At 62.4% G+C, this 12499-nt stretch carries 13 protein-coding genes; 4 read left to right on the top strand and 9 right to left on the bottom strand.

The window, feature by feature from the left end:
• Window positions 1-5 precede the first annotated feature (5 nt).
• The 7 genes from dnaN to groES form a co-directional block, all read right to left on the bottom strand.
• A complete protein-coding gene (dnaN, locus tag HK107_RS15010; protein ID WP_173201256.1) occupies window positions 6-1121 on the bottom strand; it encodes a DNA polymerase III subunit beta in 1116 nt (371 codons plus the stop codon).
• A gap of 105 nt (window positions 1122-1226) precedes the next feature.
• Complete coding sequence (locus tag HK107_RS15005) at window positions 1227-2663, bottom strand: DnaA ATPase domain-containing protein (RefSeq protein WP_173201254.1); 1437 nt, start codon at window positions 2661-2663, stop codon at window positions 1227-1229.
• Window positions 2664-3185: 522 nt separating this feature from the next.
• Window positions 3186-3452, bottom strand: a complete 267-nt coding sequence (gene rpsT / locus HK107_RS15000; RefSeq protein ID WP_173201252.1) for a 30S ribosomal protein S20 — start codon at window positions 3450-3452, stop codon at window positions 3186-3188.
• A gap of 91 nt (window positions 3453-3543) precedes the next feature.
• Window positions 3544-4410, bottom strand: a complete 867-nt coding sequence (mutM, locus tag HK107_RS14995) for a bifunctional DNA-formamidopyrimidine glycosylase/DNA-(apurinic or apyrimidinic site) lyase (protein ID WP_173201249.1) — start codon at window positions 4408-4410, stop codon at window positions 3544-3546.
• 41 nt (window positions 4411-4451) lie between these two features.
• Window positions 4452-4814 (bottom strand): hypothetical protein, encoded by a 363-nt coding sequence (locus HK107_RS14990; protein ID WP_173201247.1) that lies wholly within the window; start codon window positions 4812-4814, stop codon window positions 4452-4454.
• A gap of 363 nt (window positions 4815-5177) precedes the next feature.
• Entirely contained in the window at window positions 5178-6818 is a 1641-nt protein-coding gene (groL, locus tag HK107_RS14985) for a chaperonin GroEL (protein WP_173201245.1), read from the bottom strand.
• Window positions 6819-6863: 45 nt separating this feature from the next.
• Window positions 6864-7151, bottom strand: a complete 288-nt coding sequence (gene groES / locus HK107_RS14980; protein WP_173201243.1) for a co-chaperone GroES — start codon at window positions 7149-7151, stop codon at window positions 6864-6866.
• Window positions 7152-7415: 264 nt separating this feature from the next.
• Here groES and HK107_RS14975 point away from each other — a divergent pair, with 264 nt between their 5' ends.
• From HK107_RS14975 to HK107_RS14965, 3 genes are all read left to right on the top strand, one after another.
• Window positions 7416-8063 carry a M23 family metallopeptidase gene (locus HK107_RS14975; RefSeq protein ID WP_173201241.1) on the top strand — a complete coding sequence of 216 codons (648 nt, stop codon included), beginning with the start codon at window positions 7416-7418 and terminating at the stop codon, window positions 8061-8063.
• A 16-nt stretch (window positions 8064-8079) separates the two neighbouring features.
• Window positions 8080-8529, top strand: a complete 450-nt coding sequence (gene tadA, locus HK107_RS14970; RefSeq protein ID WP_233061533.1) for a tRNA adenosine(34) deaminase TadA — start codon at window positions 8080-8082, stop codon at window positions 8527-8529.
• A gap of 85 nt (window positions 8530-8614) precedes the next feature.
• Window positions 8615-9181: a hypothetical protein gene (locus HK107_RS14965; RefSeq protein ID WP_173201239.1), complete on the top strand. Its 567-nt coding sequence runs from the start codon at window positions 8615-8617 to the stop codon at window positions 9179-9181.
• A gap of 56 nt (window positions 9182-9237) precedes the next feature.
• Here the strand turns inward: HK107_RS14965 and HK107_RS14960 are convergent, their stop codons facing one another.
• On the bottom strand, window positions 9238-9879 hold the full coding sequence (locus HK107_RS14960) for a hypothetical protein (protein WP_173201237.1): 642 nt from the start codon (window positions 9877-9879) through the stop codon (window positions 9238-9240).
• 58 nt (window positions 9880-9937) lie between these two features.
• Window positions 9938-11071, bottom strand: a complete 1134-nt coding sequence (locus tag HK107_RS14955) for an alkene reductase (protein ID WP_173201235.1) — start codon at window positions 11069-11071, stop codon at window positions 9938-9940.
• Window positions 11072-11256: 185 nt separating this feature from the next.
• On the opposite strand from HK107_RS14955, the gene HK107_RS14950 reads away from it, so the two are divergent.
• Window positions 11257-12477 carry an acyl-CoA dehydrogenase family protein gene (locus tag HK107_RS14950; RefSeq protein WP_173201233.1) on the top strand — a complete coding sequence of 407 codons (1221 nt, stop codon included), beginning with the start codon at window positions 11257-11259 and terminating at the stop codon, window positions 12475-12477.
• The last annotated feature ends 22 nt before the right edge of the window (window positions 12478-12499 follow it).

The raw sequence follows: 12499 nt of genomic DNA, 5'->3' as shown, positions 1-12499 counted from the left end.
GACCGTCAGACGCGGAGCGGCATCAGGACGTAGAGCGCACGCTCGTCATCCGCATCACTGACCACCGTCGGGGACGCCGTATCCGCGAGCGCGAAGCTCATGGTTTCGCCGTCGATCTGGGAGGTGATATCGAGGAGGTACCTGGCGTTGAAGCCGATCTCGATCGCCTCACCGGGATAGTCGACACCGAGATCCTCGGTCGCTGTCCCGGTCTCAGGGCTATTGACGTTGAGGCGCAGCATATCGCCTTCGAGCGCCAGCTTCACCGAGCGCGTCTTGTCGGCCGAGACGGTGGAGACACGGTCCACGGACTTGGCGAACTCACCGGGCGCGACGCGCATGATCTTGTCGTTCCCCTGCGGAATAACCCGCGCATAGTCCGGGAACGTCCCATCGATAAGCTTCGTCGTCAAAGCTATGTCGTCAAAGGCGAACCGCACGCGGCCAGCAGCGACCAGCATCTCGACCTCTTCGCCGGCATCATCGAGCAGGCGACGCAGCTCGAGCACGGCCTTTCGCGGGATGATGATCCCTTCAAGGCCTTCAGCACCGGGAGGAAGGTCGGCATCGATCCGCGCGAGGCGGTGACCATCGGTGGCCACGGCGCGCAGGCTCTTCTCGCCGCCATCTTCGAAGGCGTGGAGGTAGATGCCGTTGAGGTAGTACCGCGTCTCCTCCTGGCTCATCGCGAAGCGGGCCTTGTCGATCAGCCGCGCGAGATCGCCGGTGGGAACCGAGAAGCGCTGGCCGTTATCGGCTTGCGGGAGGGATGGGAAATCGTCTTCGGGCAGAACGGCCAGAGAGAAGTCCGACGTGCCTGCCGTCAGCTGGAGCCGACCGCCACCGGTCTTCTCCAGCGACACCTGCGTGCCGTCAGGGAGTTTCTTGACGATGTCGAAGAGAGTGACCGCGGCCGCCGTGACCGCGCCGGGCTGCTCGGCATCGGCGGGGACCTCTTCGACGATCTCTATGTCGAGGTCCGTTGCCGTGAGCGAAAGTGTTCCGCCCTCAGCACGCAGGAGGACATTCGAGAGAATCGGGATCGTGTTCCGGCGCTCAACAACAGACTGAACGTGCGACAGGGCCCGCAACAGCGTTCCGCGCTCGATGGTGACTTTCACGTGGCGCCACTCCTTCTTATGGCCGGCTCCCCCGACTCAAACGGGGGGCCTGACATCAGCATAGGATGAGCGCTGGCGCTAGAGCATCAGCCGCGAAAGATGTCCTCAATCGCGGTCGAATTCGTCGAAGATCTCGGAAATCCGGCTTCCGAACTTCGGGTCCGTGCTGGCGAGGATTTCGGCGGTCTTGATCGAATGCATGACTGTTGTGTGATCACGCCCGATCATGGAACCAATGGCTGTCAGAGGCGTATCCGTCAGCTTACGGACAGCAAAGCAGAAGGCGTGACGTGCACGGACGATCGGCTGCTTGCGCGAGCGGCTGAGAAGGTCGTCCTTGGAGAGGCCGAAGGTCTCGATCGTGTAGTCGAAGATCGCTTCTGCAGTCACAGCAGGCTTCTGCTTGCTCATATGCTCCGAAAGGAGCTTGCGCATGCTGTCGTCGTCGAGTTCCTGGCCAAGCTCGGCCTTCGCCTCATTGGCTACCTGGATCAGGCCAAGCGCACCTTCAAGCTCACGCACCGAGTCTTCGCAGCGGCGGGCGATGAATTCGAGGTGGCGCTGCGGGATCGGCGCGCCAGCGCTCTCTTCAGCCTCAGCCGAGAACTGACGGGCAATCTTTGTACGGAGCGCAAGGTCAGGCTTGCCGACCGAAACGCTGAGACCACCAGCAAGGCGGCTGGCAAGCCGTTGCGAGATACCTGTCTCGGCCAGCTGTGCAGGCGGCATGGACGAAGCGACCATGACGCGCTTTCCAGCGGCGCGCAGCTTGTCGATCAGGCAGTCAAGCTCTTCCTGGGTCCGTTTGCGACCCCGCAGGAGCTGGATGTCATCGACAAGAAGAACGTCCGTGTTTTGAAGGAACGTGCGCAGCTCGCGGTAGCTCTTCGAGATGAAGGCCTCACACATATCCGCCATGAGGGCGTCATAGGTGAGGTAGAGGACGTTGTCGCCAGGATGACGGCGCAGCCACTCCTGGCCGACAGCGTTCAGAAGGTGCGTCTTGCCCCGGCCTGCAGGCCCGTGGACCGTCGTCACCATTGGGTTTGGCGTATCCAGCAGCTTCATGGCCGCACGGAACGCAAGGCTGTTCGTTTCGTTCGTACAGAAACGTTCCAGCGTCATGCCAAGAGCAAAGGTACTCGCGCCTTCAGCATCAAAGCTCGGACGCTCAGGCTTGGGTGCCGCCTTCGGGACAGCCACAGGAGCAGGAGCCGCGGGAGCGGCGTTTACTGCCTGAGGGACCGTTTCTTGCACCATAGCTGCGCCGCGCATTGCCGAACCAAGTTCCTGCGCGCCCTTAACGCTCAGCCTGCTGACGGGTTGGACGCGCTCCGACCACATCTCACGCATACGCACGGCATAGCGCTGGGAGATCAGCGAAGCCGAAAACCGGGTCGGTACGCAAAAGGTTACATGATCGTCCCCGTGCTCGGCAAGGGACATGCGCTGGAAATAGCTGTCGTACACCGCGGGGCCGAACTGCTCCTTCAGGTGCGATTTGAATTCAGAGAATTTGTGCGTGCGCTGAGCGTTCTGCATCGTTGCCTTCACAATAGAAAGGTGTTCGGCCGTTTGCGCGGCCGCGGAGGGGTCTAGTTTTGAGAAGCTGCCGACGCCCGTCGACCTCAACTACCTATGCGCCGAGGGCGCTTACTGTCCACAGGAAAAAGAAGGATCCAGTCTGGAAATGTCGAAAAGGACGCACCCGGAAGAAAGGTTAAAAAACAATCTATCAGTTGGAGTGGGGGTGCGTTTATCGATCATTTTTTCCTCCCGGTGCGATTGAGGCACCTGCCCGTGCCTGCCTTCCGAACAAGCTACCGTTCCGTGCGAAGATGACAAGCAGATGACGCAAGTTTGGCCAGCTTGATTCAGTAACAGCCACTTCCGAAATCATCCCGGAGAATCAGGCGAAGCGGCGATCTTCGTTGCAAGATAACGATAACAAAGTTTTCCACACGACGATTTCGCTCAGCATGCGGACAATAAAAAGGGTCGGCCACCGATGGTGATCGACCCTTCTCAAATTCATTGTTTGCTCCGTAAAGGGAGCAATTTCGCTTAGGCGCTGAGAGCCTTCACGCGCTTGCTCAGGCGCGAGACCTTACGAGAAGCAGTGTTCTTGTGCATCACACCTTTGGAAACGGCGCGCATGATCTCCGACTCTGCGGTGCGGAGAGCGGCTTGCGCTGCCGACTGGTCGCCAGCCTCGACGGCGGTGTCCAGCTTCTTGATGTAGGTACGCACACGGCTCCGACGCGACTTGTTGACCGCGGTACGGCGCTCGATCTTGCGGACCATTTTCTGTGCCGACGTGGTGTTGGCCATTCGCTCGAGAAACCTCTTGTTCAAAAATCCGAAGCGGACGAATACCTATCGGGCCTAGCCGCGTCAACGTGTTTTCGCGCCTTTTTTCCGCTCATCTCTGACACTGCGTACAGGCAAAGGTCGACCGTCCGGACTGGACGTACCGGACCACGTCTTTCCCGCAAGTCGGACAGTCCGAGCCCTCCCGGTCATAAACGAAGAACCGCTGCTGGAATGCGCCCTCCTTGCCATCCGCCGAGGCATAGTCCCTGAGCGTCGAGCCGCCCGCTTCGATCGCCTCCGCGAGCACGTCCTTGATCTCCGCGACCAGGCGCTCCGCTCGCTTCGGACCAAGCGTGCCCGCCTTGCGTTTGGGGCTGAGCCCCGCCCGGAACAGCGCCTCGCAGACATAGATATTGCCGAGCCCGGCCACGATGCTCTGGTCGAGGAGCGCAGACTTTAGAGGCATGGCGCGTCCCCTCACCTTGTCGATCAGCGCCTCTGGCGTGAAGCTCTCCCCGAGTGGCTCAGGACCGAGTTTCGCCATCCGGGGCAGGCTGTCGAGGGTCGCTGTCTTCTCCAGCTCGAAGAACCCGAAGCGGCGTGGATCCGCGTAGGTCACCGACACCTCGTCCCCGCCGGGCTGGCGGAGGGTCAGCGCCAGGTGCTCGTGCCCCCGGGGCGGGTCAGGCGCGTAGAATGCGCCGGGCTCCAAGGTCTGGCGCGCATGTTTCACCGTGAACCGGCCCGTCATGCCGAGATGGCCGAGTAGCGTTTCGCCTGTGTCGAGGGGCATCACGAGGAACTTCGCTCGCCGGCCCACGCTCATCACGGTCGCGCCCTCAAGCCTCTCGCGGAACCGCTCGGGAAAAGGGAAACGCAGGTCAGGCCGCCGCTGGTCGACATCGACGATCCGCGCGCCCTTCATCGCAGGCTCAAGCCCACGGCGGACGGTTTCGACTTCAGGAAGCTCAGGCATCGGGGGCTTAAAGCGCCCCCGTCAGCCAAAAGCGAGAGAGCTCAGCGCGGCAATGCGCCCAGAAGCTCTTTCTTCTCGGTCATGTCGAGAAGGTCGAGGGAATGGATGAAGGCCTCGGCCTCCTTCCGCGATGCACCCTCGTCACGGACCAGAGGCATGCTCATGCCCGCCGGTGCAGCGCGCACCTCGTCGAGCTCTGAAAGCACGGCGCCCGCTGCGAGACCCTGAAGGATCTCCGCTCCGCGCTCGGTCACTTCGAGGGCCGCGGCCTGTCCGCCACGCTTCTCGAAGGTGATGATCGAACGGCCCGGAAGCCGGGCACTGGTGATATCGTAATCGCGCGCCTCCGGCTCGGAAGCACTGTCGGCGCCGTTCTGACGCCTTTTCAGCCACGTTTTCAGCATCGCTATCTCCCCTTCATGGTGAGAACGCCCGGGTCTGGCCCGGAAGCGAAAAGCTACAACGAAGCTCGAGAGCCTGTGAAGAGGAAAATTCCAAGTCTTTCAGCGCGAAGACTGCGGAACGGCACAAGAACGGCACATCTATTGGGCTTGAGTGCCGATATGTTTTCTTCTCACAATCCTGTTCAGATTCCGTTATCCACAAGGATAGCGTGAGAGAAGAACAGTGAATACATCACCAAACCTCTCCTGAGCGGAACTGCACCCCATTTCTCTTCGCAGGCGCAGCATTTTGGACGTGCACCTGCCAAAGAAAAAGGGCGGCCCGAAGGCCGCCCTTTCCTAATTCTAGCCGTAGGGCTCGGCTTACATCATGCCGCCCATGCCGCCCATGTCGGGCATGGCCGGAGCAGCGCCGCCGTCTTTCTTCGGCGCGTCGGCGATCATGGCTTCCGTCGTGATGAGGAGACCAGCAACCGAGGCTGCGTCCTGAAGGGCGGTGCGGACGACTTTCGCCGGGTCCACGATGCCCATGTCGAGGAGGTCGCCATACTCTTCGGTCTGTGCGTTGAAGCCGAACTTCACGTCGCCTTGCTCGAGGAGCTTGCCGACGACGATCGAACCTTCATTGCCAGCGTTCTCGACGATCTGGCGCAGCGGAGCCTGAAGGGCGCGACGGATGATCTGGATGCCTGCATCCTGATCAGCGTTCTCACCGGTGAGGCCGTCGAGCGACTTCGATGCGTAGAGAAGAGCCGTGCCGCCACCCGGGACGATGCCTTCTTCGACGGCAGCGCGGGTTGCGTTCAGGGCGTCATCGACGCGGTCCTTACGCTCTTTGACTTCGACTTCGGTAGCGCCGCCGACCTTGATGACAGCAACACCGCCAGCGAGTTTCGCGAGACGCTCTTGCAGCTTCTCGCGGTCATAGTCCGACGAGGTCTCTTCGATCTGGGCGCGGATCTGTGCGGTCCGTGCTTCGATGTCCGACTTCTCGCCAACGCCGTCGACGATGGTCGTGTCGTCTTTGTTGATGACGACGCGCTTCGCCGTGCCGAGCATGTCGAGGCCGACATTCTCGAGCTTGATGCCGAGGTCTTCGGAGACGACCTGGCCACCGGTGAGGATCGCGATGTCTTCGAGCATGGCTTTACGGCGGTCGCCGAAGCCCGGAGCCTTCACGGCAGCGACTTTCAGGCCGCCGCGGAGCTTGTTGACGACGAGAGTCGCGAGCGCTTCGCCTTCAACGTCTTCTGCAATGATGAGCAGCGGACGCGAGGACTGAACAACCGACTCGAGGAGCGGCAGCATGGCCTGCAGGTTCGAGAGTTTCTTCTCATGGAGCAGGATGAACGGGTCTTCGAGCTCAACGGCCATCTTCTCGGCATTGGTGACGAAGTACGGCGAGAGGTAGCCGCGGTCGAACTGCATGCCTTCGACGACGTCGAGTTCGGTTTCAGCCGTCTTCGACTCTTCGACCGTGATGACACCTTCGTTGCCGACTTTATCCATCGCGTGGGCGATCATTTCGCCGATCGAGGCTTCGCCGTTGGCCGAGATGGTGCCGACCTGGGTGATGCCTTGCGAGCCTTCCACCGGGGTGGCGTTCGACTTGATGGTGTCGAGGACGCGCAGGACGGCGGTGTCGATGCCGCGCTTGAGGTCCATCGGGTTCATGCCGGCGGCGACGGACTTGGCGCCTTCCTTGACGATGGCTTGGGCGAGCACGGTCGCGGTGGTCGTACCGTCACCTGCGATGTCGTTGGTCTTGGAAGCGACTTCCTTGACCATCTGGGCGCCCATGTTCTCGAACTTGTCTTCGAGCTCGATCTCTTTGGCGACCGAGACACCGTCCTTGGTGACGCGCGGAGCGCCGAAGGATTTCTCGATGACGACGTTGCGGCCTTTCGGGCCGAGGGTCACTTTGACGGCGTTGGCGAGGATATCGACGCCTTTGAGCATCTTCTCGCGGGCATCGGCTTCGAAGCGGACTTCTTTAGCTGCCATGTTGATTCTCCTAGTATTCTAAGGGTGTTGGGAAGGTGCGAGGGCTCAGCCGAGGATGCCGAGGATGTCGCTTTCCTTCATGATGAGGAGGTCCTCACCGTCGACTTTGACTTCCGTGCCGGACCATTTGCCGAACAGGATCTTGTCGCCAGCCGAGACGTCGAGCGGGGTGATGTCGCCGTTCTCGGAGCGTGCGCCGGAGCCGACAGAGACGACTTCGCCCTGTTGCGGTTTTTCCTTGGCGCTATCGGGGATGATGATGCCGCCCGCGGTCTTCTCGTCTTCTTCGACACGACGAACGAGGACACGGTCATGAAGCGGTCTGAAAGCCATGTTGCTCTCCAGAGTTCTCAGGTTTCTAAACGTTGGCAGCCGGTTTTAGCACTCACGCGCCGCGGCTGCTAATGGCGTATCTAAGGGATGTGCGGCGCGCGTCAATAAGTCGAATGCATGCCCGGACACGCTTGTTCTCCAGAACGGCGCGCCTTCGCGAATTTGACGGTTTCGGGCCGATTCCCCGCGGAAATCCCTGGCGAAACGGTGCCTGAGCCGCGCTGTCAGGTTGCTATCGGTTAACCATTATGGTGCGCTTCCGGCATGGTCCGTTTCTGTCTGAGAGCTCCCGCACTGTTTCTGGCTGTCACGATGGCCGCATCCTGTGCGTCGTCAGGGCCGTCCTCATCGGGAACAACCTCCGCTCCAGCTGGCGCGGCGGTCGGGTTCAGGCCCGAGGCTTCGCTGAGCCTCTGTCCCCGGCAGAAGGTCAGCAATGCCCCCTCCGTCGATGGCGAGGGCAATGTTCGGGGCTACAAGACGTTCGCGACGGTGAATGGTGTCCGGCTTCTCGTGAACCCGGCACCGGGCAGTTGTCTCAGCTCCAACTACGGCAATCGCAACGGCAGGCTTCACAAGGGCATGGATTTCCAGAGCCAGCCGGCGGGGCCCGTGGTTGCAGCAGCCGGAGGGACAGTGGTCGAGGCAGGCTACCGCGATGACTACGGCACCTTCGTGCTGATCGACCACGGCAGGGGCGTCTACACCCGCTACGCCCACCTCGCTTCCGCAACGAGCGCAGCGAAGGAAGGCCGTCAGGTGAAGCTTGGCAGCCACCTCGGCATCATGGGCAACACGGCGAGCTACCGAATCCCCGTGCATCTCCACTACGAAGTCCTGACCGGCGACTACAACACGCCGAAGAAAAGCTTCGGCCTCACCCCGGTGAACCTTCTCTCCAAGATGCGCTGAGGCTAGGGCCCGCGCCATGACCGTTGAAGAAGCGATGAGACTAGCGCTCGAGGCTGCCGCGCGCGCCGCCGAGGCGGGCGAGGTCCCTGTAGGCGCCGTGGTGCTTGGCCCCGAAGGCGACGTCATCGCGGAAGGCGCAAACGGCCCGATCGGAGCGCACGATCCGACCGCCCATGCCGAGATCGTCGCCATGCGGAAGGCTGCCGAAGCGCTCGGCAACTACCGCCTCCCCGGCTGCACCCTCGTCGTCACCCTCGAGCCCTGCGCCATGTGCGCAGGCGCGATCAGCCACGCCCGGATCGCCCGCCTCGTCTACGGAGCCTCCGACCCGAAGGGCGGCGCGGTGGAGCACGGCCCGAAGCTCTTCGAGCAGGCGACGTTCCACCACCGACCGGACGTGACTGGCGGCATGTTCGCGGACGAGAGCGCTGAGATGCTCAGGAGCTTCTTCCGAGCCCGCCGCTGACGCTTGCCACGCCGAGAGGCTTGGGGTTTCCTGACCCCCGGGAAGAAACACCGCGCATCAAGACGCGGCGAGGAAAGGGCACCTCATGACGATCAAACATCTCGCACTGGGCTTGGCCGCCCTCACGCTGACCGCCTGTGCTTCAGGCCTGCCGAAGGACACTCCGTATAGCGCCTCATCGCCGGATGCGCTGGTGATCCTGCCGAATGCGACGGGCCACGTGCACCTCGTCTCGGTGGACCCGGACACACAGAAGGCGGACGGCAACTACTCAGAGTATGTCGACGTGTCGGGCGACAGCCTCGTCGTTCAGAGGGTGCCAGCGGGATCCTACATCCTACCGAGCCACAGCTTCATCGACTACTACTCGAACTTGCGCTTCGCGTGCGTGAGCCCTGCGCCGGTCTTTCAGGTGAAGGCGGGGACGGTGAACCTCGTGCCAATGGCCGATCCTGGCATCTGGAACGGCAGCGGCGTGAAGCTCGCCGCAGACGACTGGGCAGGAGCCTCCAAGGAGGTCCTCGCCGAGTATCCCAACGTCAGCGCGCCGGTGGAAAAAGCGGTCATGCTGGCCATCGCCGCACCGACCCCTGCCAAGGGCTACCCTTGCATGAAGGACAACTACGAAGTGACGACCCAGATCGTCGAGTAGCCACTTCGCTGAGAAGTCTAGAGAGCCGCCGGAGCGCCTGCCCCGGCGGCTTTTCTTTACTCCGCCCCCTGAGGAGCCTGACGGGTAATCAGGAACGCGGCGACCGCACCGACCACTGTGGCGATCACGCCGGTGAGCCCAGCGGGCATGACGAGGTCGAGACCCGAGCCCATCGCGACGATGTTGATCGCTCCGCCGACGAGGCCTGCAAGGACAGCCAGCAGGCCGACGACCTTGCCAATGCCGCCGCCCCTGCGGACGAGTTCGATGCCAAGGCCCAGCACACCAAGCGCCGTTGCGGCCTTGCCGAGGAAGAAGAAGAAGAACGACAGGTTCAGGACGGCCATGAAGAGCGGCAGGAACTGCTCACCATTGGTCGCGAAGCCGGGGAACGCTGCGATGCCGATGGCTGTCGACAGGAGCCCACCAAGGCTCCCCAACGCGATGGCATTCCACGAAGCCCGTTCCGCGCCTGCCTGCGCTGCCAGACCTAATGCTGCGATGATCCCGATGGCGAAGCCCACGGTCTCGGTCAGCCAGACGGTGATAATGTCATCCATCCGCTCGGTGAAGTAGACGGCGGGGCCGCGCTCGTCCGGGCCGCCAAGGAAGGTCATGTAGGCTGCGGTGGTGATGACGGGGATGGCGAGGCCAGCGGTGGCTGCGAGGCCAGCGCGGCTTCTGTAAGAATTGGTCATGTTGATCTCCTCTGGCGCCCCCATTCGCGGGGAGCGCCAGAAAAGTCACAGGAGTTCCTCAGTAATCGGGGTTCGTCTGCCTGAGGGTCGGATAGTCGGTGTAGCCCTCGGCGCCACCGCCATAGAACGTGGCCTCGTTCGGCTCGTTGTAGGGACCGTCCTTCACCGCACGGCGGGTGTAGTCTGGGTTGGCGAGCCACGGCCTGCCGAAGCTGATCGCCTCCGCGTCACCGCGCCCTATCCATTCAGCACCCTCTTCAGGCGTGAAGCCGCCATTGGGCACGAACGGGCCGTCAAAGGCGTCGCGCATCGATCGGAGAAGCGCATTGGCCTCGTCCTGGTCACCGCCGCCGCCGTGGCTGTTGGGCCTGACCACGTGGAGATAGGCGAGCCCCCGGCCTGACAGGACCCGTGCAGCTTCGGTGTAGGTGGTCTTCGGATCATCGTCGGAGCTCCCGCCCGCGCCGCCTTTGGGCGACAGGCGTACACCGATCCGGCCAGCGGGCAGTTCTTCGGTCAGCGCCGAGAGGACTTCGTCCAGAAGCCGCAGCCGGTTTTCGAGCTTGCCGCCATATTTGTCGTCGCGCTTGTTCACCGAAGACCGGATGAACTGGTCGATGAGATAGCCATTCGCCGCGTGGAACTCGATCCCGTCAAAGCCAGCCGCCTTCGCGTTGCGCGCCGCCGTCCGGTAATCCTCGATGATCGCCGCGATGCCGTCCTCCGTCAGGGCCTGTGCCTGCTCAAAGGGCACCTGCGGGCCGTCCTCATGCTTGTCACCCACGAAGGCGTCACCTTCAGGCGTCCAGACGCTGGAGGAGACAGGCTGCTGGCCATCAGGCTGGAAGACAGGGTGGCTGATCGCGCCGACGTGCCAGAGCTGGTTGACGATCGTCCCGCCCTCATTGTGGACCGCGTCCGTGACGAGCCTCCAGCCTTCGATCTGCTCATCGGTATGGATACCCGGGGTCCAGGCGTAGCCTTGCGCCTGCTGAGAGATTTGCGTCGCTTCGGAGACGATCACCCCTGCCGCCGAGCGCTGGGCATAATAAAGAGCGTTGAGACCGTGGGGGACGTTGCCCGGCTGCTGCGACCGTGAGCGGGTCAGCGGCGCCATCATGAACCGGTTCCTGAGCTTGAGATCGCCGAGCTGGACCTCCTCGAAAAGCTCGGGGAATTTCGCGTCAGCCATCGGGCACCTCCTTGGGGTGTCATTGTTCAGGGCGAGGCAGGTGGGCCTCCTTCGCATGCGAACAAGCTGCAGGACCGAGCGGCACGATCACGCCTGCGGGAGGTCACCGAGACCTTTGACCCGAAGGCGGCAGGCGGGCACAGTCTCCTCAACAATGAGAACCAGCGCGCCAAGGGAGGCCGCCCATGCATTTTGACCACTCCGACAAGACCAAGGACATGATCCGCCGGGTCGAGGACTTCATGTCCGCCCATATCTGGGATGGCTACGAGACCTACAAAAAACAGCATGCTGAGTTTCGTGCCAAGGGCGACCCCTGGCAGATCCCGCCCGTCATCGAAGAGCTGAAGGACAAGGCCAAGGACGCAGGCCTCTGGAACATGTTCCTGCCCGACAAAGAGCACGGCGCAGGCCTGACCAACCTCGAATATGCTCCGATTGCTGAGATTACCGGCAAGTGCCACATCGCGCCTGAAGTCTTCAACTGCGCGGCACCCGACACCGGCAACATGGAGACGATCTTCAAGTACGGCACCAAGGAGCAGAAGGAAGAGTGGCTGATGCCCCTCCTCGAGGGCAAGATCCGCTCGGCCTTCCTGATGACCGAGCCGCGTGTCGCCTCCTCTGACGCCACCAACATCGAGTGCCGGATCGAGCGCGATGGCGACGAGTATGTCATCAACGGCCGCAAATGGTGGAGCTCAGGCGCAGGCGATCCTCGGTGTGCGATCTATATCGTCATGGGCAAGACCGACTTCGGCGCTGACACCCACAAGCAGCAGTCGATGATCCTCGTGCCAGCCAACACGCCAGGCATCACGGTCGAGCGTCACCTGCCAGTCTTCGGCTATGACGACGCACCGCACGGCCACATGGAAGTCGTCCTCGACAATGTCCGTGTTCCGGCTTCGAACATCCTCCTCGGCGAAGGCCGCGGGTTCGAAATCGCCCAAGGCCGGCTTGGCCCTGGCCGCATCCACCACTGCATGCGGACGATCGGTGCAGCCGAACGCGCCCTCGAAGCCATGACCAAGCGCCTTATCGAGCGTGAAGCCTTCGGCAAGCAGATCATCAAGCATTCCATCTGGGAACAGAGGATTGGCGAGGCCCGGACCAATATCGAGATGGTCCGCCTTCTCTGCCTCAAGGCTGCCTACATGATGGACACGGTGGGCAACAAAGCCGCCAAGGGCGAAATCGCGATGATCAAGGTCGCCGCCCCGCGCGTCGCCCTCGACATCATCGACGATGCCATCCAGGCCCATGGCGGCGCAGGTGTGTCGGACGATTTCCACCTCGCGGAAATCTACGCGCACATGCGGACGCTCCGCCTCGCGGACGGCCCGGACGAAGTGCACAACCGGGCCATCGCCCGCTACGAAGCCAAGCGCTACATGAACGCCTAAAGGAGAGAAGGCCCTGCGGGGC

This window comes from Parvularcula mediterranea, from assembly GCF_013085255.1.
Taxonomy (GTDB): Bacteria; Pseudomonadota; Alphaproteobacteria; order Caulobacterales; family Parvularculaceae; genus Parvularcula; species Parvularcula mediterranea.
The sequence above is the reverse complement of the archived record's forward strand: the minus strand, read 5'-3'. Positions and strand labels throughout refer to the sequence as shown.